The sequence below is a fragment of the Mariniplasma anaerobium genome (assembly GCF_016865445.1).
Classification (GTDB): Bacteria; Bacillota_I; Bacilli_A; order Acholeplasmatales; family Acholeplasmataceae; genus Mariniplasma; species Mariniplasma anaerobium.
Window position 1 is genome coordinate 1210837 of sequence record NZ_AP024412.1, and the last position, 24439, is coordinate 1235275.

Annotated in this window: 19 protein-coding genes and 3 riboswitches; of the genes, 2 read left to right on the forward strand and 17 right to left on the reverse strand. The window is 29.4% G+C overall.

The features are described from left to right. Positions 1 to 8: 8 nt before the first annotated feature. The 7 genes from MPAN_RS05740 to MPAN_RS05770 all read right to left on the reverse strand — a co-directional run bounded on the left by MPAN_RS05740 (position 9) and on the right by MPAN_RS05770 (position 12732). Positions 9 to 731, reverse strand: coding sequence for a signal peptidase I (locus tag MPAN_RS05740; RefSeq protein WP_176238934.1), 723 nt, complete (start codon positions 729 to 731; stop codon positions 9 to 11). A gap of 146 nt (positions 732 to 877) precedes the next feature. Next, positions 878 to 1840 carry a hypothetical protein gene (locus MPAN_RS05745; RefSeq protein WP_176238933.1) on the reverse strand — a complete coding sequence of 321 codons (963 nt, stop codon included), beginning with the start codon at positions 1838 to 1840 and terminating at the stop codon, positions 878 to 880. Between the two features lie 60 nt (positions 1841 to 1900). Next, positions 1901 to 2869, reverse strand: a complete 969-nt coding sequence (locus tag MPAN_RS05750) for a hypothetical protein (protein WP_176238932.1) — start codon at positions 2867 to 2869, stop codon at positions 1901 to 1903. Positions 2870 to 2883: 14 nt separating this feature from the next. Beyond that, entirely contained in the window at positions 2884 to 3597 is a 714-nt protein-coding gene (locus tag MPAN_RS05755; RefSeq protein WP_176238931.1) for a hypothetical protein, read from the reverse strand. A 46-nt stretch (positions 3598 to 3643) separates the two neighbouring features. Next, a riboswitch (cyclic di-GMP riboswitch) is annotated at positions 3644 to 3718 on the reverse strand. A 49-nt stretch (positions 3719 to 3767) separates the two neighbouring features. Beyond that, positions 3768 to 3843: riboswitch (cyclic di-GMP riboswitch) on the reverse strand. 51 nt (positions 3844 to 3894) lie between these two features. Further along, a riboswitch (cyclic di-GMP riboswitch) is annotated at positions 3895 to 3970 on the reverse strand. A 111-nt stretch (positions 3971 to 4081) separates the two neighbouring features. Then, positions 4082 to 8503, reverse strand: a complete 4422-nt coding sequence (locus tag MPAN_RS05760; RefSeq protein WP_176238930.1) for a hypothetical protein — start codon at positions 8501 to 8503, stop codon at positions 4082 to 4084. A gap of 201 nt (positions 8504 to 8704) precedes the next feature. Beyond that, entirely contained in the window at positions 8705 to 10138 is a 1434-nt protein-coding gene (locus MPAN_RS05765; RefSeq protein ID WP_176238929.1) for a GGDEF domain-containing phosphodiesterase, read from the reverse strand. Beyond that, positions 10135 to 12732 carry a putative bifunctional diguanylate cyclase/phosphodiesterase gene (locus tag MPAN_RS05770; protein WP_176238928.1) on the reverse strand — a complete coding sequence of 866 codons (2598 nt, stop codon included), beginning with the start codon at positions 12730 to 12732 and terminating at the stop codon, positions 10135 to 10137. The genes MPAN_RS05765 and MPAN_RS05770 overlap by 4 nt, the downstream gene beginning before the upstream one ends. Before the next feature lie 192 nt (positions 12733 to 12924). Here MPAN_RS05770 and MPAN_RS05775 point away from each other — a divergent pair, with 192 nt between their 5' ends. Further along, positions 12925 to 14379 (forward strand): hybrid sensor histidine kinase/response regulator, encoded by a 1455-nt coding sequence (locus tag MPAN_RS05775; RefSeq protein WP_176238927.1) that lies wholly within the window; start codon positions 12925 to 12927, stop codon positions 14377 to 14379. A 14-nt stretch (positions 14380 to 14393) separates the two neighbouring features. Here MPAN_RS05775 and MPAN_RS09045 read toward each other — a convergent pair whose 3' ends face one another. From MPAN_RS09045 to MPAN_RS05805, 6 genes are all read right to left on the reverse strand, one after another. After that, positions 14394 to 14858, reverse strand: coding sequence for a methylated-DNA--[protein]-cysteine S-methyltransferase (locus tag MPAN_RS09045; protein ID WP_176238926.1), 465 nt, complete (start codon positions 14856 to 14858; stop codon positions 14394 to 14396). 12 nt (positions 14859 to 14870) lie between these two features. Then, the gene (locus MPAN_RS05785) at positions 14871 to 16673 is read right to left on the reverse strand and encodes a phosphoenolpyruvate carboxykinase (GTP) (RefSeq protein ID WP_176238925.1); all 1803 of its coding nucleotides are present in this window, start codon (positions 16671 to 16673) and stop codon (positions 14871 to 14873) included. A gap of 32 nt (positions 16674 to 16705) precedes the next feature. After that, on the reverse strand, positions 16706 to 17269 hold the full coding sequence (locus MPAN_RS05790) for an NUDIX hydrolase (protein WP_176238924.1): 564 nt from the start codon (positions 17267 to 17269) through the stop codon (positions 16706 to 16708). A gap of 8 nt (positions 17270 to 17277) precedes the next feature. After that, a complete protein-coding gene (locus MPAN_RS05795) occupies positions 17278 to 18279 on the reverse strand; it encodes a potassium channel family protein (protein WP_176238923.1) in 1002 nt (333 codons plus the stop codon). Positions 18280 to 18310: 31 nt separating this feature from the next. Further along, entirely contained in the window at positions 18311 to 18709 is a 399-nt protein-coding gene (locus tag MPAN_RS05800; protein WP_176238922.1) for an OsmC family protein, read from the reverse strand. A 79-nt stretch (positions 18710 to 18788) separates the two neighbouring features. Next, a complete protein-coding gene (locus MPAN_RS05805; RefSeq protein ID WP_176238921.1) occupies positions 18789 to 19334 on the reverse strand; it encodes a DUF4256 domain-containing protein in 546 nt (181 codons plus the stop codon). Positions 19335 to 19449: 115 nt separating this feature from the next. Between MPAN_RS05805 and MPAN_RS05810 the strand changes: the two genes are divergently transcribed. Next, a complete protein-coding gene (locus MPAN_RS05810) occupies positions 19450 to 20253 on the forward strand; it encodes a GNAT family N-acetyltransferase (RefSeq protein WP_176238920.1) in 804 nt (267 codons plus the stop codon). Positions 20254 to 20317: 64 nt separating this feature from the next. Here MPAN_RS05810 and MPAN_RS05815 read toward each other — a convergent pair whose 3' ends face one another. The 4 genes from MPAN_RS05815 to MPAN_RS05830 all read right to left on the reverse strand — a co-directional run bounded on the left by MPAN_RS05815 (position 20318) and on the right by MPAN_RS05830 (position 24387). Continuing rightward, entirely contained in the window at positions 20318 to 21853 is a 1536-nt protein-coding gene (locus MPAN_RS05815) for a hypothetical protein (protein WP_176238919.1), read from the reverse strand. A gap of 147 nt (positions 21854 to 22000) precedes the next feature. Then, a complete protein-coding gene (locus MPAN_RS05820) occupies positions 22001 to 23098 on the reverse strand; it encodes a GGDEF domain-containing protein (RefSeq protein WP_176238918.1) in 1098 nt (365 codons plus the stop codon). A gap of 25 nt (positions 23099 to 23123) precedes the next feature. Then, entirely contained in the window at positions 23124 to 23441 is a 318-nt protein-coding gene (locus MPAN_RS05825; RefSeq protein WP_231756744.1) for a competence protein TfoX, read from the reverse strand. A gap of 154 nt (positions 23442 to 23595) precedes the next feature. Further along, positions 23596 to 24387: an AAA family ATPase gene (locus tag MPAN_RS05830; RefSeq protein ID WP_176238917.1), complete on the reverse strand. Its 792-nt coding sequence runs from the start codon at positions 24385 to 24387 to the stop codon at positions 23596 to 23598. Positions 24388 to 24439: the final 52 nt, after the last annotated feature.

Genomic DNA, 24439 nt, shown 5'->3' on the forward strand with positions numbered 1-24439 from the left:
TTTAGCCGTTATTTAGATTTTTTGTCTGTGCCTTTATCGTTTTTTAACTCAGCTAATATTTCTTGACGTATTTTTTCTTTTTCTGATTCTAAAAGTGCTTTTTGATCTTCTTTTTCGTGTGCATATTTTTCTTCCATTTTTGCACGATTAAGCTGAAGAATATTTCTTCCTAATATGAATCCTTCAAAAGCTAAAATAAATATGACTGGTAAGATCACAAATAATGCGAATCCTGTAGGTGATTGAATATAATCTAAACCATTACCTAATCCAGATATTTTAGAACTGTAAGTCGCTAATGCTTGATCAAATGCTATTGGTTGATCAGGTTGCGTGTTTGTATTTTGTCCGATATAATTGTAATCAGCTTGAGTTATCAAGTATTCTTCTTCTAAATTTATTTCGACAATTCTATGGGTATTGAACTCTTTGATTGTCATATCAAAATAAGTTACAATATCTCCCACTTGTAATTCTTTAACTGATTCCTCATCAAGCATCTTCACGAAGATCATATCGCCTTTTTCAAACGAATCTTCTTGATCACCAAACATTGAGTTTGATTGTACTGATAAGAATCCTGTACCAAAGATATTTGCAATATCGTTTTCTTTTTTAACTTTAATGTTAGCTAATGAAAATATAAGTAATAAAATAATAAGTAAATAAAACAGTGAATTTAGTGATATTGATAATACTTTTTTCGTCGTTGATTTTTGTTTCTCGTCCATATTAAAATACTCCTTTATCTATGTAATACTTCACTGTCTATTTTAACACAATCCATGAGGATTGGTAAGTGCATTTTGTAATTAAATGCACTTACCAGACTAGACTGTCTTAATATACTAAGTATTTCTTCTGTTCTTTATACTAATTAAACAGTTACACCTGAAAATACGAATTGAACAGATATTGTTCTAGATAAAACTGAGTTGAATGTATTTGCATCCCAACCTTCTAACCAAACTCTAATCATTACTTGACCAAAGAAGTCAGCTTGATAATCAATTGGATCTCCTGATACATCTACCATTTCAATAACTAGATCGTCAGATATTACAGTTTGTGTTGCTAAAGTTACAACAGCATCAGCACCAAAAGGAAGTGTATTATTTTTTTCATAGTAATAATTCATTGATCCGCCAGTACCTAAATAGTCATCAGCATTTCCTAAAATACCATCTATGTTTGATAATGGTCCTCTAAGGTCTCCACCAACACCTAATACATGATTAGCTGCAGTTGCTGGTTTTTCATATGCTACTGTATGTCCACCATAAGCTGCTTCAGAAATCATTGCAATTCTCATTGCATTTGATGCATCAACATTAACTGTCCCAGGAGTAGTTCTAGGTACATCACCAAAATCTGTGAAAGCTACATCTATAGTCCAAGGATCTGCATCTGATGTTATACCAACTGATGTCCAGTCAATTTGATTTGCAGTATCTGATCTAAAGTTTAATGGGATTTCTAAATAACCATTAGTCGTTGCAGTCATTGATAATGCACCTAAAGTCATAAAGTTAACACCATCTGTAGTTGTTACGTGATTAAAAACGATTCTACCTGCATTATATTCTGATTCAATGTAAGTTTGAATTGCTTCTGTTGTTAATGTTGTAACCCAGTTTAGTGAATTTGGATTATTTAATCCATCATCATGTGCTCCTAATGCAACTTCAATCCCTGAATCAGCTACGATATCAGCTTCAAATGGTTGAATAGCTGACGTATTAGTCAGTGTGAACCACGCAAATGTTGTAGTTCCCAGTGCTACCACTGTTAATACAACCGTAATAATCGATAATAATAATTTTCTTGTAATCTTTGTCATTTTTCTAGTCTCCTTAAATTTTTTCTTTCTATTTTTTTATTTTAATTAACTTTCGTTAAGTCAATCCGTAATTTCTGGTGGAATCAATGCTTTAAACTGTAATTGAATCTTGACTCGATCGTTTTCGATCGCATCAAATGCATCTGCATCCCAACCCTCTAACCAAATATTAATTCGTACCTTACCACTGTAAATTGTTTTACCTTTTTCATTTACTCTACCAGTATCTTGTAAAACAGTTACTAGTGAATCATCATCTAATGATTGATAAGGATTTGTTGGATCAATTTCTGTAAGTCTGTAACTTACTTCTTGCATAGTTTCTGGTAATGTTATAAAGTATCTAGTTCTTTCTATAAAATAACTATAAGCTCCATAAGGTTTACCGTAACCTCTTTGTTCATCTCCACTTGGATCAAAAACAAATTTTTGTAAATCTTGAACGTTTCTTAAATCTAATTCATTTGTTTCATCTGTTAATTCAATGATTGCAATTCTTATACTATCACTTGCATAATATCTATCTTCATCACCCTTTTGAATTAAATCAGTATCATCAGGGCCATACCAGAAATCATATTTTGCTGTCCACATGACACCATTTGATACAACATATGTTCCGGTTGCTGAAGTATCGTAAGATACGCTATTTGATACATTATTTACTAAATAAACATAATGTTCTACAACACTTGTTTGAAAATATAAGTCAAAACTTAAATAATGTTCGTTTGCAACTGCTGGAGCTACATCTCTTAGTCCACCAGTTTGGAAAGTTACACCATCTGTTGAAGTTACATCTACTAATGAAATATCATCAAATAGTTCGTATAAGCTTTCAGCAGGTAATTGTGAACTAAAATTAATTCCGTCAAGGGAGATTTGTAATTCGTCTCCTCCTGATGCTGCTAATGATAAGCCTTCAATATTATTAATAGTTGATAAGCTAATCCAAGCAAACGTTACTGTTCCAAATGTTACAAATAATAAAATCAATGTGATCAGTGATATATATAATTTTTTAATCATCATATATCATCACCTTAATTCAGGCCATCTATTGAAAAGTTCATTTGAAGTTTAATTCTTCCGCCTAAGATGTCATCGTCTGTGTCTGGGTCATATCCTTCTAACCACATGATTATACTGAACTTTTTAACTTGACCAGGTTCAAACTTAGTAAAATTTTCTCTTGCGATAATCGTATCATTTACAAAGAATTTAGGTGTTGGCATAATTTCTGGATAATAAGGAAGTTGCCCATCTGCATTTACTTTGTCAATTTTTTGATACATTGTTTCATCGCCATCTTCTATAACTAAAATGCGAATTGCTTCATCTAAATTTCTATTTATTTCTGTCATTCTTATATGGTATGTAATATCTACTGTTTCAAAACCATCGTTTTTAACATAGAATGTATAAGCCACATAATCATAATCTGGATCTACATAATTCCCATCAGTTTGATCGACTTCATCAAGTTTCAACCAACTGTATGTCATATCTCTTGCATCTTCTATTGGATCTGTTAGAAGTCTAGGTGATGGATTTGTGAAGTCATAATCACTTGAAAGGATGATTCCTCTATTGTATGCATCATAATCCATTGACATCACGAAGTTACCAGCATTTTGTCCATAAAATGTAATTATTGCGAATGTTATACTTAATAACCCTGTAATAATAACCCCGAAGGTAAATATTCTACTTCTGAGTTTCTTTTTCTTTACTTCTAAAACTTTTGAAAGTCTCATAGAACCACCTTCTTTCTTATAAATAAAAACCAGCATCATCACTTAGAATGACAACTGGCTACCATTTATAGGCCCTATAGCTTTGCGTCCTTAGGTTTCCCTAAGTTTGCCCTTATACATTATATATATCTTAAGTTTTTTTAAAACAAAAAGCCAGCATCATTATTTCTAATGACAACTGGCTACCATTTGACAGGCCCTTTAGTTTTGCGCCGCTAGGTTTCCCTAGGTTTGCCTTTTACATTCTTAATTTTGCTTTAAAAACAGGAAATAAAAAAAGTCAGCATCATTATCTCTAATGACAACTGGCTACCATTTGACAGGCCCTTTAGTTTTGCGCCGCTAGATTTCCCTAGGTTTGCCTTTAACATCTGGATTTCTCCTATTTGTAGTTACATTCTAATACAAGTCAATACTTTTGTCAACTATTTTATGCATTTTTATTAAACTTTTTTTTCTTTACGTAGTAAAGGGTTTTTAATTTTTATTCATTTTGGTCTAAAAAATCACTATAACCCCATTGGTTTTCTTCAATTTCATCACTAATAACGATTGTAATATAGTATCTTCTTGGCAAAATAGAGTCTTCTAAATAAAAACTTGAGCCATCTATTTGCGTTTCCTGTAATATAATTTGATAACTAAAACCTTTACCTAGATCAACAGTAATTTGATAAGTACCATGTGAAGTTGTTTGAAATTGTGTTTGCATATAAGTATCAGTCAATTCATCATATACTGAAAAAACACCCATCTTATAAAGTAGTGTTGCGTCATCACATGCTTCTTCACTTGAGCATATATCTATACCAACATAGATATTATCAATATCAATTGAACTTTGATTATCGATAGTTAAATCAAATCTAATATTATTTGTGACATCTTGAACTGCAACATAAAAATCAGTATAGTTTAGTGGATTATCTATATAATCTTCTGCATATACTCTATAATGAATAAAATTAAATGTATCAGCTGATGGTGAAAAGTCATCAGCTAAATCATCTGATTGATAACTTGGATCCATGTTATTTTCATCTACAACTCTTTTAATTTGTGCATAATCACTAATGTAGAAAATTGGTTCATATAAAGAAAGATTTGTTTTTTGTACTTGCCCGATAATATAATATGCATCTTCAGAATCATATATATGGTAATTAATACCAGTGGTAGGAAGTACATTGATAATTCTTTGACTAGGATCCATCATATATGTTTCATAAGCAAGTGGAGTTATATTTTGGATATCCATAATCGTGTTAAATCCTGAAAATATAGTATCAGATACAAATAGTATATCTTCTATTTTAGACTGGTCATTTCTTAATTTTTCTATGCTTATTTGATCAAATGTAGTATCCCAACTTAATACTTGACCCCAAAGAGATACTTCTTGTGTATAATGCATGTCAAAAGTATACTCACCTTTAGCAATATTTTCATTAAAGGCAATTTCATATCCTATCTCATCTTTATACTCAATAAAGTAATCAATTGATCTTATAGCTTCATCTCCAACATAAAGTGGTGTGAAACTACTGCTAAAACTAAATAAATCTGATGATGTTATATATATATTAGATAAATCAAAAGCAACTCTTACAGTCGGTGCTTCGCTATATTTAATATCAACGCTAGTTATATCTTCTAATTCACCACCGTTTTTATAAACTTTAACCGGTGTCAAACTAACTTCTTTTTCAATTAATCGATGTGTAAATGTATATGTTGATAAATCTTCTGCTTCAATTGTGTATATAATATCGTATTGATATCTTAAGTCAGTTAATCTTGAGATTTGTAAATCTATATCTAAGATTGTTGAAAAATAACTAATCTCTAAATCATCAAGATAAGCTGGAAGGTTTGATTCTATATCATTATAATAAACATTTGTAATCGAATCTAGATTACTAAAATCTACGCTAAAGGTTTCTTCTTTTTCCACATCATAATATAGGCCATAATCTATATATGAGATAACCATGTTTGTTTCAGGAATAGTTGTTTGGTTATTATAAGTTATGGAATTAACAACATTTAAACTACTTTCATCTTTAATAAATTCTATATCATAAGTTTGTCCACTTAAAAGTGTTGTTCTTAATATATAGTGACCACTTTCAAAGTTTTCTAATGGTTCAAAAAGCATATCAAAAGATCCAGTGCCCCATGTGCCATCTAGATTATTAAATGTGTTATCTGTCGATACATACCCGTAATCTAATCGATAATAAGAGCTTGTTACTTTAGTTAATGTATCAAAATTGTAAACATCAATATGTTTTAACATATAGTATAAGTCTGAGCTATTTAATGTTTCATAAGTCACTTCAATGATGTTTTGACTTGTTCCATCTAAATCTAGATTCGCTATGATTTGTTCTACATTGTATACTGTATCAAGTGCATCTATATCATTAACTGTTAAGTTTAATATATCAGTAATACTTTCATCAGCTGTTCTAATAATTCTAATTTCATAGTCTTTATATGTTGATGGGTCTGATTGGTTATATGCACTGGAAAATACTCTTACAGAGCCATAATGGTCTTCTACACTATCTATATAAGTTCCTTGGTAACTCATTAAATCATAGATTCCATAACTTCTTGGAATTGAGATTAACGATGTTTGTTCTTGACCTAAATAAGTTAAGCTTGCTTGTTCAGATATTTGATAAGTCGTCTCATCAAGACTTGCTTTAAAGTAAACCCCTGCATCATCAAATACTGAAACACCATTGATATTATCAGATTCAACATAAGTTACATTCTCTTGTGATGGTCCAGCATATCTATAAAGCGTAGGATAATTAGGCAAACTAAAGGTTTCATATGAAGCGTATCCTGGCGCCAAAGCTGCACTTGGAGTTACTTGGTAACCTGATGCTCTCCAGCCAATAGACCAGATTAAAAAGAACATCTCTATATTTGGATTATGCGTAAATATACTATCTATGGCACCTAATGTATCATATGGAGCTGCTGAATAAGTATAGACAGGATTATTCCTGCTTGTTGAATCATAATTTACAAATGTTGAAGTTAAATCATATATACCAGTGCTATGATAGGGTCCGATTTCTATCATTTGATCGCCAGATTTTTTATGAGTTCCTACCCATGTATACGTAGCTTGTGAACCTACTAATAAGTCAAGAACTTTTCTTGCATTAGGTATACCAGCAGAGACTTCAACAAAACTATCTACATTTATTAAGGTTGAAGATTGATCTTGTAAAATGCTTGCGTTACTTGGTAAATAGTAAGTGATAAGATTTCTTTGTTCATCAATAATTGGATCTTTTAAAGTTAATCCATCTACAATTTCATTTCCATTAATATCAGTTTGACTGATTTCTAAATCATAAATTGTAGTTGCTAAATCCATTTTTATTTGACGCATTTCTACATATAACTGATTACTAATAGTTTCTGTTGTGTCAGGATCTCCTAAAAAACTAGAATCTCCATCAGGAAAATCAGCAGAAAACTCATTTAAATTTTCTGTCTCAAAATTATCAGGAATAAATATACCATTGCCGATACCTTTACTACTGGATAAAGCATAAAAACCTGGATATGAAGTCGTTATATTTGCTTCAAGTCTATCTAGCATCTCAGTTGATATTTTATCTCTTGGTATATATGAAATATAATCAAGGATATATTGATCGGTTCCTTTATAAGCTGGTCTAATAGATCTAAATGCAAAATCTTCATAAAATATACCTGTATCATCTTCTGTTAAATCATAGTATGATATTTGTTTCCCTAGATTTTGTCCAATAAATCCACCTGCATAAAACACTGAAAATGGTGCTGCAGAATCATCATCAGGATTCGTTGTTGCCATATATTTTTGCATCTCTAAAATAGCTAGATTTGCTACTGTTGCATCTCCATCAAATACATCTTGCCAACTACTTGAAAGTGCAGGAGCACTTGAAAACATATCAATTTTTGCATCAAAATTAAGTAAATAACCAAAATATATACGATCTATTGGATACATTACATCACCAGCAAAAGCCCAAGTACTTGTATTCGTATGAATTTTGCCTACAATTGCTGCAAATGCTTTATTGTTACTTGTAGATGGAGCTTGTGTCATATCAATCGTAAAACTCGTATTATATGCGTCATATGCTAAGATTTCTCTAACATATCCGTAATTCATTGAATTAGCAATATAAACTTCATCATATCCAATAGTTCCAAATTTGTTTAAGTATATGAATCCTATCATTGCACTTGCTAAATGATTTGAATAAATATTACCAAAGTTTACATTATTAACAGATGATAACAAACCTATGGCTAATATACCCGAAGCTTTACTCTTTGTTTCATCAACAATACTATAACTTGACTCATCGTTGTTATTATAGGCATAAACATCCCCATAATTTGCAGAAAACATAATTTTAGCAAATTGATGTGTACCTTCTTGGTTAATATCAGCGCCTGATTCTAATCGATCATTTCTTAAAACAATCCCTGATGCATGTGCAAATCCTAAACTTGTATTTGAAACTACAACGACATCACCATTGTTTGCAGCATCTTTGATGCTAGCATATGCTCCAACCATTGCATATGCGATGCCTGCTGCTTCTATTTGGTCATTAAGTGTCTGAACATCATTAAAAATACTAATATTACCTAAATTAATTGCATTCGTTAAAAGTCCATAATTAAACATGATGATACCTGATGCTTTAATGTTTCCATCAAAATTTCCAGATATTTGAATATCCCCATCATTAAGCATCATATTCATTGATCCATTTATTTCATTTATTTCTATGGATTCATTATCTATATTATGTTGGTCATAATAATTAGTGTTTTCTTGTTTATAGGAAATAGCACTTATAAATAAATCATAACTCACATCATTTAATTCACTTTTACTTACAGAAATATCTCCACCTTGATAGATATATTGTGCAAGTTGATCTTGGCTTAATTATGAAATACTTTCTATCTTCATTTATTAGTAAGGCAAATGATAGTTTTTCTGAATAAACGCAAAAAAAACATCCATAATTTTTGATTATAGATGTTCTAATTAATGACTTTATTTATTTAATTTTTATAATTGATTATTCCATGCATCTGTTCCAATATAGCCTCTTAGTGCTTCTGCTGATAAAGGTTTTGTAAAATAGAATCCTTGCATGATGTGAATATCATAATTTTTAGATTCTTCCATCATTTCTTTAGTTTCAATCATTTCACTAATGATTTCATATTCATTCTTATGTGCAAAATCAATAAGTAGAGTCGCAAATTTCGCTTTCATATATGCTTCTGATTCTTTTAAGAACTCATTATCAAGTTTTATAATATCAATATCCATTTTTTCAACTTTAGATAATGTTTGATAATCAAGACCAAATCCATCAATCGCAATTTTGAATCCCATTTCTTTAAATAGTTTTAGATTGTTGAATATATTTTCTTGTTTTTCAAAAACTGCAAACTCGATGATTTCTAAAATAATATGTTCTGCATTCATTCTATACTTCTTTAAAATCTTTTGGAAATCACCTGGAAGTGATTGATTCATTAATTGTTTAGGACTTAAGTTCATTGAAAACTTAATATCTTTTTTAGGAAAAACTTGATTTAACTCTTGATATGTTTTAATTAATGTTTCTAATCCCCATAAACCAATCCAATGTACATCTCCTGATTGTTCCATGATACCTAAGAACTTAAATGGAGAAAGTAGACCATGCTCTGGATGATTCCATCTAATAAGTGCTTCAACTCCATAAATATCTTTAGTTTTTGTATTAATCATTGGATGATAATATAATTGGAACTCTTTATGTTGGATGGCATGCTTAATTTGATAATAATACTCAACATGCTCTCCACCTTGATCACTCATCTCTTCTGAATAAACTCTAATGTTATCTCCACCGCCTTTTTTAATGATATAAGTTGCGATTTGCATAGAGCTTAATAGATCTTTAAGATTACTACCATGAATAGGATAAAATGCAATGGCAATAGATGCAGTTGCGCTAATCATTGTATCGCCAAATAGGCGAATAGGTTTAGCTAATGCTGCTTTTATTTTATTAGCCATATCGACTGCTTCTGTTCTATCAAAATCCATTGTCAAAAATATTAAGAATTCATCATTTTGCATTCTTGAGATTTTTACACCTTTTGGTAAAACATTTTCAATATTCTTAATAATTTTTTCAATGATCTTTTCGCTTTCGCTTTTTCCAAATGCATTGACAAAATCCGTGAATTTATCTAAATCAATATAAATTAAACTAAATTGTGTTTCTTTACTAGATCTAGCAATATATGATGCAATTACAGAATGAATTTCAGATCTTGTAAGCACACCTTCTATAGTTAAAGCTCTTTCTTCCATAATACGTTTGCGTTCTTTAAAAAATGAACGCGCTAAAAAGTAGATAAAAACAACTAAAACTGCAATGATAATGAGAAATAAGACGTAAGTTAATACTGGATCTATCTCATAAATTCTAAACATATTCATCGTTTAGCCTCCCTTGTCTTTGTTTTTATAACATGAATCTTCTTGGTTTTATTTATATTATAGTCTTCTATAAGCTTAATTGCTACCTCTTTTGGAACCGGTGGACCAATTAAATATCCTTGGATAACATTACAACCTGCTTTAAACACGATATTGTTTTGTCTTTCAGTTTCAACACCTTCAGCAATTACATCAAGATCAATATTTTTAGCTAAGTTTGAAATCATCGTAACAATTGCTCTACTATGTGCATCAGTTTCAACATCATCGATAAACGCTTTATCAATTTTTATTGTATTAATAGGTAAGTCTCTTAAATATTGTAGAGATGAATACCCTGTCCCAAAGTCATCTAAGTGAATATTAAATCCATGTCGCTTGAAAATATTCAACTTATTAATAACCAATTCAAATGAATCAATCAAAAATGTTTCGGTAATTTCTAAGCTTATGCTACCAGGTTTTAAGTCATATTGCTCAAAAATAGAAATAACTTCGTTTACAAACCCTGCTTGTAGCATTTGTACTGGGGAAACATTAATTGAAATATGAACATTATATGGTTCTAATTCTTTTGCAATCAAAAATGTTTCATGAAGTGCAATACGCCCAATATCAACAATCATATTATTATGTTCAGCCATTTGGATAAACTTAAGTGGTGATTCAGCAGAATATTTAGGGTTTGTCCAACGTATTAGTGCTTCAAAACCTATGATTCTTTCTTCGACATTACTATATTGTGCTTGAAGTGCCATTTGGAATTCTTGATTTGTAATCGCGTTAGCTAAGTCTAATTCCATTCTTTGCTCTCTAGATGCGACTAATGATAACGATACATCATATAAGAAAGAAGGTTTTGTAGAGCTTTCTTTGGCATGGTTTAAGGCTAGTTTAGCATTTTCTAAACAAATCTCTGAAGTTAAGATTTCATATTTTTGAGATTCAATATTAAATATCCCTATTTTAACATCTACGTTCAAGAAATTTCGATCCATCGTAATTGGTTTATCTAATTTGTTTAAGAATAAATCAACCCATGTATTAATCCATTGATAAGATTCTAAGTTTGTAAATAGTATCGCAAATTGGTCAACTCTCAAATTATATAGCTTAGCTGGATAATTCTCTAATGATTCTTTTGCTAATTCTGCTATAAATTGTAGGAATCTATCCCCACTTTCCTCACCTAATACTAAACTTATCTTAGAGAAAGCTACAATATCAAAAGTAACTATAACATTAAATTGTTCTAATATTTCTTGATCTTGGAAAACTTTATCAAGATCACTGATTAAAACATTTTGATTCGGAAGATTTGTTACTGGATTAAATAATGCTAATTTTTCAAACTCATCAAATTTACCTTCAATATGCGTGATATCATCACCTACAAGAATATAACCTCCTGTTGATCTAGTAACAATAAATCTAATATATACTGCTTTATCCATAATTTCTAAAATCATTGTAAATGCTTTTTGTCTATGTAATCTTTCAACAACTGATGTTTCTTCAAATGATTCTTTAATTACAAAATCAGCAATATTACTATATGTATCTGTATCACCAAGCAATTGATTAAAAGCTCTATTATAAGATCTAATTTTACCTGACTTCTTCACTTTAATGATATATGGTTTTGCGTAATATAAAGATAATCTTGCGTTTTCTATATCATGTATCTTTTCTTCTAAGATCTTATATATAACAATTATCGTAATTGAAAACAAAACAAAAATAACTGCAAATAAAGCCCATAATGTTGTGGATAGATAAGTTAAAGAATTAATAACTGTAGTTTCTTCGTATATTTGAACTAAGTAATAAGTTGCTGGTGTTAAATCACTAAACACAGGTACGAAAGATAAAATAGAATTTTGATCTAGAAAATTCAAACTAAAAATACCTGATTCATGATTAACAACGACTTCTTTTATTGTATCTATATGATCTTCAGAATAACCCGCTTCTCTTAAATAGTTATAAAATAAAATTTCATCTGGATTGAGCGTTGAACTCACATAGATTGTATTTTCTTCTCCCATAAAGACATATTCATTTTCTATTTTTTCAGCTGTTAAAAATGTAGCCATATAAGGTTCTAATTCAAACATAGCAACATATTCATCAACTTTAAAAACACCATACATCGTCATGTCTTCTGTCCCAAATGCTCGTTTAAAATTGTAAAAACCTATTTGTTGATTGAAATTATATGTTGTGAAATTATCTGTAAAGTCATAAGTTTGATCATTTATTGTGACTTGTCTATTATCTATATCAATACTACCGAAATGACTATATGTTCCACCAAGTATAGTGATCGTATCTGATCGATTATCTAATTCAACTAATGGATCTAGACTATCTTCTATAAAACCGGTAACAAGATTTTCAAAATTTGCATAATCATAAGTTAGTTGAAGTTCAATTTGTTTAGAAACAACTTCTCCGGATTCAGTTAACTGGTCTTCTGCTTGATTCATAATAAAATTTTGAGATATTTGAGTATATGCAAAAACAACTACAACCATCAATATGATGTAGGAGATGACAAATGCTATTCCAAGTTTCCAAGTATATCTCTTCATGTTTTTTAATACCTCTTATTAGTCTTTATTTTATTATATATCAATTTAGGCCATTTGTAATCATAGATATCTCATTGTTTTAACAATAGTTTACCATTAAATGCTATAAATAATAAAGACATTTTATGCAGATAACTTATCCAAGTCATATTTAACCGTGATATAATGTTTACAAAGGGAGGTTTTATAACTATGAAATTTAACTCTAAAAAGACAAATCAGCAGCAAAAATCTAAACATTTAAATAATATATGCATGTCTTTTTCGATGAATGAGCATGATAAACTAATTTTATCTGATGAATTAGCCTCATTTTTATCTATAAAATCTCCAACTGATTTAATAGTATTTAAAACCTTATTTTTGCCTTCTGAAGATTCAATTATAGATGATATATTTGTTTCACAAAAGAAAAGTTCTGTTTTAGTTGAACTTTTAGAACATAAGATATGTAGACTTAGTTATGATCATTTAAAACAAATTGGTTATATGCTTTATCTACCTGAAATCACTAGTTTTAAAAAGGATTTAAGTATTTCAAAAGAGCTGTTAAAGAAACAAGAATCATTTTTATATCAAATGAGTCATGAATTAAAAACCCCTTTATCAGCTATATCTAGCTATCTTGATTTACTTAGACAAAAGGATTTAGATAAAGACTCTATGACATATATAAATCAAATACAAAAAGCATATGATCAAGGGCTGTATCAAATGAATTCAATTCTTGACTTATCAAAATTAAATTATCAGCATACAATATTAAAAGACGATCAAATTGTTTTAAAAACTATATTTGAAGATGTTTATCATATGTTTAAAGCTTCAATAGAAAATAAAGGGTTATTGTTTCATATAACTCATCATGATGACTTTTCATTTATAAGTGATCAAGCAATGATTAAACAAGTACTTACAAATTTAATATCAAATTCAATTAAATTTACAGAACACGGATCTATTTCAATAGAAACATTTCTAGTTGAAAACAATAGTACCCATGAACTTAATATTTGTCTTTCCGATACAGGTATTGGTATGACTGATGATGAGCAAAAACAAATTTTTTCTACATTTTCTCAGGCTAATGAAAGCATATCAAAACTCTATGGTGGCTCTGGTTTAGGATTATCAATAAGTCAAAAATTAATATCCTTACTAAATGGCTCAATAAAAGTTGAAAGTCAATACAAAGTTGGAACAAGTTTTACAATTAATATTCCTATTATACTTCTTAAAAATACACCTTCTAAAGACATAATAGAGCAAGATTTTAAAAAACCAAAACCTGGATTATCCATTTTGATTGCTGAAGATAATGTCTTAAGTGCAGATGCAACACTTAATTTATTAAAACAAATAAATCTTAATGCACAAATCGCTAAAAATGGTAAAGAGGCTGTTCAGATGTTTTTAGAATATCCTTTTGACTTAATTTTAATGGATGTATCAATGCCACTTTTAAATGGCTTTGAAGCTAGTCTTAAAATCAGAGAAAAAGATTCACAGATTCCAATTATCGCAATGACTGCAAATACTTATCAGGATCATCATAAAAAATGTATGGATGCTAAAATGAATGATGTTTTATATAAACCTTTTAAATCGCAGGAACTCTATCACATCATCAATAAATATACGAAATAAAAAAATCTCTATTGCTAGAGATTTTTTTCTATATTTAATAGTTTTTCCTTGATATGTATATATTCCTTACCTGAATACCCAGTTAAAGAATGATCTTTACCAATAACCCGATGACAAGGAATTACAATTCCTATCGGATTTTTTTTGCACGCTTGCCCAACTGCTCTAAAAGCTTTAGGTCTACCAATAGTTTTAGCTATTTCTTCATAACTTCTTGTTTGACCATAAGGTATATTTAATAATGCTTGAAAGACTTCTTGTTGAAACGGTGTATAACTTGAAAATCCAACTTCTATTTTAAACTCTGTAAGTTCGTTTTTAAAATAGGCATCAAGTTGTTTATTGATCCATGAATTTTTTTGATAGTCTTTTAAAGGTCTTTGTAGTTTATCATTAATTTGCATATTATATAGTTTATTAAATTCATACGTATATTCAATAAACCCGATTGGTGAATCAAAATAACCGATATTTTTCATGTGTAATAAACCTCACTGGACATAATTTTTTAATCTAAATTCTAATTGATTTAATTCATTGACTAAATCTATTGGACACTTATTACCAATTGTTTTATAATATGCTCTTATTGATTTAACCTCATCAAACCATAGGTTAACATCAATTTCAGTTAAAGCTTCGATATCTTTTTCACTCACATCTAAATTAGACAAATCAATAGAGTCTCTATCTGGTACATAACCTATTGGTGTAAGTTTTGCTGAGGCTTTTTGATCAACTCTTTCAAAAATCCATTTTAATACTCTTGAGTTTTCGCCAAAACCTGGCCACATAAACTGACCATCATCATTTTTTCTAAACCAATTGACATAATAAATTTTAGGCAAAAATTCTTGATTTGCTTTTTGTCCCATATCTATCCAATGTTGCAGATAATCACCTACATGATATCCTATAAAAGGAAGCATTGCAAAAGGATCTCTTCTGACCATGCCTATTTGATCTGAAATCGTTGCTGCAGTTATTTCTGATCCCATCATAGAGCCCATAAACACACCATGTTTCCATGATAGAGCTTCATGTACAAGTGGTATAGTTGAAGGTCTTCTACCTCCAATTAAAATTGCTGATATCAAAACTCCATTTGGATCTTCCCATTCATTGGCTAAAACTGGAGATTCAGTTGCTTCAACTGTAAATCTTGAATTTGGATGCGCTGCTGGATACGTACATGAAATATCATAATTATGCAATTGCCAATCTTTTAAATGTTTTGGTTTTTCTTTATCAATGCCTTCCCACCAAACATCTAGATCATCTGTTAAGGCAACATTTGTAAAGATTGTATTTTTTTCAATTGCTTTCATCGCATTAGGATTTGAACGATAAGAAGTGCCTTTAGCTACTCCAAAAAAACCTTTTTCTGGATTAATTGCATAAAGCTTTCCATCTTCTTTCATCCATATCCAAGCAATATCATCACCAATAGTTTCAACTTTCCAGCCTGGAATAGTTGGTATTAGCATGGAAAGATTTGTTTTCCCGCATGCACTTGGAAAAGCTCCTAAAATATATTTAGATTCTAAATCTGGATTTGTTAATTTTAAAATAAGCATATGTTCAGCCATCCATCCTTCATCATATGCGATTTTAGATGCGATTCTTAGTGCTAAACATTTTTTACCTAACAAAGCATTCCCACCATATCCAGATCCATAAGACCAAATAAGTTTTTCATCAGGAAAATGTGCTATATATTTTTTTTGCATTTTTGCACATGGCCACATACTATCAATGACTCCATTTTTTTTAGGTGCTCCAATAGAATGTAAGCCAATATAAAATGGTGTTTCATTTTTTATTTTATCTAAAACTTGTGTACCTGTACGAGTCATTTTTATCATATTTACAACAACATATAAACTATCAGTTATTTCAATACCTATCTTAGAAATAGGTGCATCTATAGGTCCCATAACATAAGGAATCACATACATCGTTCTTCCTTTCATGGAACCTTTATATAGTTTTGTCATTATCTTTTTAAGTTTTTGCGGTTCTATCCAATTATTAGTAGGACCAGCATCTTCCTTTTTATTTGATGCAATAAAAGTCCTTTTTTCAACTCTTGCAACATCAGAAGGATCACTAAAAAAAGCGTATGAATTTGGCCTTAGTAAAGGATTTAACTGAATTGCCTTTTGGTCTCTAACGAGTTCTTCAAAAAATGATTTTTCTTCTGCTTTATCCCCCGTAACAAAATGAATACTATCTGGTTGACATAGATTTTTAACTTCATCAACCCATTTTTCTAATTCTGAAAAACTCTGCATGATGTGCCCTCCATATATTTTTATATACTAGATCATACAATAATTTGCTTTATTTTTTGAATTGCTTTTTTAAATACTGGAACCATTCTTTCTTCACTAATATGATTAAATACATCATCAAGATCAAACCATCTTACGTCTTGGTTTTCATCTTTTTTAACGACTAATGTATCTGATTCATCTCCAACAAGTAAAAAAGTTACATTTAAATGAAGATGATCTCCAACATATTTTTTATGCTTGATATGATTGCTGACATAGATTACATCAATCATAAAAATGTCACTAGAAAAAGCTTTGACATGTTTAATTCCAGTTTCTTCTTTTGTTTCTTTGATTGCTACTTTTAATAAATCTTTATCTCCATCAAGGTGGCCTCCCAACCAACTCCATGATTGATAAATATTATGAAATGCAAATAATACTTTTGTGTAATCTTTATTTAAAACTATTGCTGAAGAAGTTAAATGCGCAACTAAATTTGTTCTAACTAGATGATTATCATTTTGACTAATAAAATCTAATATAGCTTTCTTGTCTCTAACTTCTTGTTCATTATATGGTTCGTATTTTTCTATAAGGTCTATATAAGTCATATAAGCCTCTAATCTACATCAAGTGACATTTGTTTAAGTTTTTCGATTTGCTCTTTAGAACCTACAACAATCATATTATCATTAGCTCTTAGGACTTCATCTGCTTTAGGATTAAAAATAAAGATATCTTCATCTCTTCTTAAAGCTAAAACGATTAATCCAGCTTTTTCTGATATTTTAGTATCACGTAATTTTTTATTAACTAATCCTGAAGTTTCTTTAATAAGAACTTCTTCCATATCAATAGACATATTTTTTGTATCAATAATGTTATCTACAAAATATTGAACGTGTGGTGAAATCATAAGTGCTGCCATTTTTTTACCACCAATTTCATCTGGAGATACAGTTTGATTAGCTCCTGCATGGATCAATTTTTTTTCAGCACTGCTTTCATGGAATCTAGAAATAATATGTATGTTAGGATTTAACTGTTTTGCAGTTAAGACAACAAAGACATTATCAGCATCTGTTGAAAGTGTTGTAATAATACCTTTAGCTTCTTTCAAACCTGCTTGAATTAAAACTTCTTCTTTGGTAGCATCATCAAAAATATGAGGACATTTTAGTTCTTTTAAAGTCTCAATAATTTTTTCATCGTTATCTACAACGACGATATCAACATCACGTTTCATCATTTGTTTAATAACATTAATGCCAGTTTCTCCACCACCACAAATGATAATATGATCTTTTAATTTGTTAATTTCTTTAAGCATCTTTTTTCTCCTCCACGTTTGATTAAAATTATTTTCTCCAAAAAAATCAAAACTAGCCTTAACTAAATACCCAACCATACCTACACTAATAATTATAAATATAATGGAAAACAATTTAGCCAGTGGTGTCATCAATGCAACTTCTCCATATCCTACAGTTGATATGGTAATAATTGTCATATAAAGACCATCAACAAATGGAACATCTAATATTAAAGTATATCCGATAGCTGCACCAAAAATAATGGTGATCATAATTAAACCCCATAATACTATTTTCTTTATTTTCATTGACCCACCTCCTTAACTATTTTAATTACTTCTATTTTTGTTTAAAAACTATATTTAATTTAATATCGCTAACTTTACTAATGGTTTCATGAATTGAGCAATGTTGTGCGCCTAAGTGAGCCGCTTTTTCTAATCTTGCCTCATGACTTGGATTATAAACAACCATGTCAATAACTACATATTCTAGAGTTGCTGGATTTTCATCTCTTTTAGTGCCAGAGATTTCAAGTTCGGCATCATCAAATGTTAATCTCATTTTATTAGCGATACTTAAAAAAGTAGCAAAAAAACAAGACCCCAGTGCACCATATAGTAAATGATATGGAGCTTGTCCATTGTCTTGAGATCCAATAGGAATTTCACCTTTTGGAGATGTCATTGATCCTATAAATTTATTGTTAAATTTCATTGTAATATTGTCTGTTTTCATGATTTACCCCATTTTTATATGAATGCATAGCATATATACTTTTATTATATCTTTTTTATTGTAAAAAATAAACCAATTTTTAATAGATTTTAATATACCCTCTAAACCCTCTTACTCCATAGTAAGAATCTGCACCATTATGATAGATAAACGTTTCATTATATCTTTTATCTCCATACAAAGCACCACCTAATTTTCTAATATTTTCAGGTGTTTTTATCCAACTAGATGTTTTTAAATCAATGTCTTCAATTTCTTGTAGTTTCATATACATATCTTTATCTAAAACTTCTATTTTCATCTCTTCTGCCATCTCTAAAACAGAAGTTTTTGGTGGAAACTTCTTACGTCCTAGTCTAGCTTTTTTATCATAGCATATACTTCTTCTATCTTTAGGTGTTTCTTTTGCCATATCTACAAAAAATAAGTTGTTTTCAAAACAAACTGCATCTGGTTGACCACCAGTTAATTCCATATGATAAATTGAATATATATGATCCTCTGATAAATGAGATAATATGTCATCCCAGCTCACTGTTTGATGTCTTTTGACATGTTTTTCAAATCTTTCTTTCAAGACTTTGAGTAATCTATCTTGTTCTACTTTGTTAATGTTTTCACTCATTTTATTTACCTCTTCTACATTTTTTTCATTAAAACGAATATCATTTTATTTGACATCTAAATTAAGATGTTGCTATACTTGATTATAGCATATTAATATATATTGGAGAGAATTTATGAAAAACAATATTGTTACAATCATTAGACCATTTGAAAAAGAAGATTATCCAAGTGTTGTGGATATAATTGCAGACTCTTTTTCAAGTAAATTTAATAAATTAACAAAGATGGGTATTGAAAAAACAAAAGATTTTATGATTGATTCTACACTTTTTGATGATCAACCTCAAGACGGTTATTGGGTTGCTCAATATGATGATAAAATCGTAGGTGTCCTCAAGTTAAAAACAGATCAACTGATAAAAATCAAAAATAAGATCAAACCTTCATTTTTTAAACTATCAAAAACTTATGGTTTTATAAATGTTATTAAATTAAGTCTAGCTGGGCTTATTCTAAATGATTCACCTAAGAAAAATACATGCTATATTGAACATATTGCAGTTGATAAAAATGCTCGCGGTCTTGGAATCGGAAAAAAACTCATGGCAAAAGCAACTGAACAATTACAGAATAATCCTAATATTAACCGTCTTACTTTATATGTTGCAAGTGATAATGATGGTGCTATCAAATTATATGAAAAGCTCGGTTATAAAACTATAAAAATTACTAAAAGTCTTTTAACAAAACTACTATTAAATGAAAAAAAATGGCTCTATATGGCATTATATGAGGATGAAACCACTTTTCACAAAAAGTCTTTTAACTCACACTGGTATCTAGGCTTTCTTGGATTCATCATACTATTTTTTATCCCAGATATTTTATCTGCATTTACACAAACAGGTAGTTATTGGAGTCTTTTACATCTACTATGGTTGTTTTGGTTTTCTTACTTTATACCTGAAAATTTATAAAAATAAAAAACACTATCACTTTTTAAAAAGGTCATAGTGTTTTTTCTATACGATCATATTATAATTATAAAAATATTAATGAGAATAATACTCCAACAACACCTAATATAGCTAAAATAGCAACTGCTTTTTTAGGCATTTTTCCATCATTACTCATCGCTTTACCAAACATGCCAAATACAAGAGGATGTATTAAGAAAGGCATCGCAAATATAAATGAAATTAAAGCAACAGAACTAAATGCTGGATTAACACTTTCAAACATTCCACCTTGAACTGCTGCAAACAATCCAAAATGAGATATAGCACTACTATTTGCCATAGCAGCACTTTCTAAATCCATACCTGCAAAGTCTAGTAACAAAAACCCGCCAAAGACAGCAACTAATTGCCATCCTAAAGAAAAGAACACCAAACCTTTTATTTCTTCTTTTTCTCTTCCTTCTGCTCTTCTAAGCGTCTTTAGTGCAATATAGGTTAAACCCACACCTAATAAAACAACAAGAATTGCAGGAATTAACAGTAAATCTCCTCTAGTCACACTAATTGCTAGTATTGTGAAAACAAATAGATGTCCAAAAAATGGAATGTTAATCATAATTGGTGCACGTTCTTTAGCAACTTCACCAATATCACCGGCTGTACAAGCACCAGTTAAGCCACTATGTGATAAACTTCCAGCCATACCTGGAGCAAGAATATCTACATCATTGGATTTACCAACAAATACTAATAAAGCTATACCAACAAACATCCAAAATAATTGTCCAAAGAATCCATAAGCCATAACTTGCAACATCCCATCAAGAGAAAATGCATCAAGTAATCTTGTTCCTCCAGTAATAAACACACCAGCTAGAACTATTGGTATCCCACCAAATAATAAAGCTCTCATCGTAGGACCTTCTCTCCAATCACTAAACACCATACCTAATGTTGATGAAATAATCATCGCAAAGAATATCTGAGGTAATGCGATCAAAGGATTAATAAGATCTGAAATGACTTTCCCTAACAATAAAATAGATAAAATAATAACTAATTCTATAAGACCTCTTTTTAGATATTGTCTCTTGTTCTTTACTTTCGCTTTACTATCAATCAAAATGATAGCAACTGCAATTCCAAAAAATGCTAATAAAGGATATGTATTTTGAAGTGCATCTCCTGTTGGATAAATCATTCTATATAATGATTGAATCCCAATAAGAATAAAGAACGCTCTAACTAAGAAAATTAATTGAGTTCCCTTAGTTCCTAAAAGCACTTCTTCATTATTTAGCTCTACATCATCTTCTTTAGGAGTTTTTGGTTTCCAAAAAGTATTTCTTAACTTTTGTCCACCTACAAAAAAAGTAGCAATCAAAGCAATAATTGTTGTGCTTCCAGATAAACCAACAACTGGAAATTCTGCCAATCCAGGTGTTGAAAGTCCGGTTAACTCTAAAACCATCCCTAAAGCTAACCCAAAAACTACAATAATTAAAATTGGTGAATATTTTGTCTCAGCAACTACTGATCTAGCAATTAAGACAACAACTATAATAACAGCAAGACTTAATAGTAAGTGATTGAAAATTTCTAGAATTTCTGTTCCCATATATTTCTCCCTATTTAGTTTATAAAAAAGAATAAAATAACTTTTGCATTATTTTATTCTTTTTATGTCTTTTAATTATACTAAAAAAATGACATTTCATCAAGAGAAATATCATTTTTTATTTGAAATTCAAAATATATTAAATTTTTAATGCTTTATATCTTTTTTTTGCTCTTTTTTATCTTCATACATATGCTTATCAGCTTCTCTGTAGACATCTTGAAATGATAGAGATTTCTTGCCATTATGAATTGAATATCCTATAGAAATTGTAGGAAGCATTTTGTTATTCTTTCTTCTTTCATCTAAACCACATTTTATAGTATTCAAATAATCAGAAATTATAATTTCATCTCTTGTTTCTAGTATTAGAGAAAATTCATCTCCACCAATACGATACCCATTTAGTTCATAGCTTATTGAGTTCTTAATGACTTCGGCAATTTCTTTTAAAGCTAAGTCTCCTGTATCGTGACCATGTTCATCATTGGTTTTTTTAAAATGATTAATATCTATTAGAATAATTGTATATGGCTTTTTATAAGATAATGTGCTTGTTGCTTTTTCAAATGCAAGACGATTGAAAAGACCTGTTAATGCATCAAAACTATTTTCAAATACAGATAGTAATATAAAAAGCAAAAATAAAGCTAATGTAACAACATGCCATGAGGATATAACTTCAGGAAGGATAAGTTGAATACATGTTCCGACGATTGTAAATAAAGATAAGCCTAATATCTTCCATTTAATAGGAAAAAATCTTTTTCTACCACTTAACCAAACAATATGTGATAATACTAAAATATTAATGATATATACAACAACAAAGATGATAAATAAACTACCTCGTTCATACTGATTATCAATATTAATTTTATAAATCCATCCAAACCAAGGTGATAATAAAACAGCTATAGCATTTAATATAGAAGGTATAAATACAAATTTATGCTTTTTTAAAACATTTTGACTAAATAATTCAATAAGCATAAGAGGAATTAAAGGTGTCAAAGAAAAACCAACAATATTAAACATCTGATTTAAAGGTTTTAAACTAGATCCTTGATTATCTACAGCTAATGATCCTAATTCAGCAATAATTATGATGATTGTTAAAAAGATACTGTATTTAAAAAATCTTTTGCTATGAAGGTTTAATAAGTTTTCTTTGGTTAGCAAACCTAAGAGCATTAGTAATGCAATAATATCTGTCGCATATTGTGCGATAAGTGTTAAGTTCATAATTTATCCTTTCTAATGCATAAAATCATTTTGTTGTTTTTACTTTTGGATTTGGCAAATCTTTGTACATTTCTTTTATCATATCGCAAAGCAACTGACCTTTTGAGATATCTTCAACTAATATTTTTTCTTTAGCTCCTTGATAAGGAGGCATAACTTTTGCATATGGTAAATATTTTTTACTAGATTTTGTAATTTTAACCATGAATCCAAGAGAATAGATGCCACCAAACAATCTGTTTTTATAATAAAAAAGATATCCACCCATCATTGCTTTATAAGTGATATCATCAATCTCATTTAACTGATTCATAACCTCTTTGAAAAGTTCTTTTGATGTCATTTTTCTTACGCCTTTAGTCTCATATGTTAAAAAATATTTAAGCATTTTTATTCTATCAAAATTATATCACTTAATACCTAGTAATAAAAGATATAATTTTAAAAACATCCTTTTTTCATTATTTTATTCATAGTATGTTATGATCAATAAAACATTATTTGTCCGTTTTGAAATGTCTTAAAAATTGTTGTTTATCATTCAAAAAATGTCTTAATAAGTTAATACTTTCTATATCATCATAATCTACTTTAACAAATTTATTATCTGTAATTTCATAAATTGTTGCATCAGGTATTGCAGCTAAAATAGGGGAATGCGTTGCAATAATAAATTGGCACCCTCTCTTTGTTGCATCCATAATCATTGCTAATAATGTTAACTGATTTTGAGTAGATAAAGGTGTTTCCGGTTCATCTAATAGATATATTTGGTTATCCCTAATTCTTGATGAAAAGAAATCTAGATAAGCTTCACCATGAGATGATTCAGTTAAATCTTTATCATACATATTATCTAATTCATAAAGAGTACGATTATATGGAGATTTTGCTAAAGCTTTTGAATAATCAGGTTTGTCTTTATATTCTTGATCAATTCTTATTATTTCTTTTTGTGCGTGTTCAATTTCTCTTTTTAAATAAGAAAGATAGTTAATGAATTTAACACTTTCAAAAAAGAAGCCTTTTGGTTTCAATAATTCCAGAGTTATCTTCACATCATTCTTATTCACATCAACTATATCATCATCTTCTGGCAATTTTATGCTAACCAATGATAATTTTGATTGGATCAATTTAAGCATACTAGATTTTCCAGATCCATTAGCACCAACTAAAACAGTAACTGAATGATTAATATCTAGCTCAATTTTCTTTTGAAATAATGGCAAATTAAAAGGATATTTTTCTCTTTGATTTGATTGAATTAAAACAGTTTTTATCAACATAACCATCATCCTTTAAATACTCTTGAATATATAAATATGATTCTTAGATATA